At 55.8% G+C, this 844-nt stretch carries 1 rRNA gene; it reads right to left on the reverse strand.

Annotated features, from left to right (window positions below):
* Nucleotides 1–504: ribosomal RNA gene (locus DV20_RS23310) — 23S ribosomal RNA — on the reverse strand; the annotation flags it as partial.
* Nucleotides 505–844 lie beyond the last annotated feature (340 nt).

Consider the following 844-nt stretch of genomic DNA (forward strand, 5'->3'; position numbering starts at 1 on the left):
ACCGGGTGGTCCCGGCAGATTCACAGCAAATTCCACGAGCTCGCTGCTACTCGGGAACACCACCAAGGTCGGTGAAACTGGTTTTCGCGTACGGGGCTCTCACCCACTCCGGCCCGCCATCCCAAGCGGTTCCACTAACCAGCACAACAACCCGAAAAGATGTCAGTCCTTTCAAGGCGGGTCCCACAACACCGTCTGCACAACGCCTGACAGCTTGACATGCAAACGGTTTAGCCTCTTCCGCTTTCGCTCGCCACTACTCACGGAATCACGGTTGTTTTCTCTTCCTGCGGGTACTGAGATGTTTCACTTCCCCGCGTTCCCTCCACACACCCTATATATTCAGGTGCGGGTAACACCACATCACTGGTGCTGGGTTTCCCCATTCGGAAATCCTCGGATCACAGCTCGGTTGACAGCTCCCCGAGGCTTATCGCAGCCTCCTACGTCCTTCATCGGCTCCTGAAGCCAAGACATCCACCATGTGCCCTTAACAACTTGACCACAAAGATGCTCGCATCCACTCTACAGTTCTCAAACACCACACCAGAAACAAACAACGTTCCAGGGCGTAAGCCCCGAGGCGTGTTGCCTCAGGACCCAACAGCGTGCCAACGAACAATCCACCACCCGACATCAGCGAGCGCCTTCCACGATCCGAAGATCAGTACTAACGCCGGCATCCATCACCGCGATGAACCATAACCAGTAGTTCCACAATTCCTTGAGCAACCATCGCAGAGCCACATTCGGACTCTAAGTGACGGCCACTCCCAACCGAGGCTGGGATGTGTTGTGCTCCTTAGAAAGGAGGTGATCCAGCCGCACCTTCCGGTACGGCTAC

This window comes from Amycolatopsis rifamycinica (genome assembly GCF_000695625.1).
Classification (GTDB): Bacteria; Actinomycetota; Actinomycetes; order Mycobacteriales; family Pseudonocardiaceae; genus Amycolatopsis; species Amycolatopsis rifamycinica.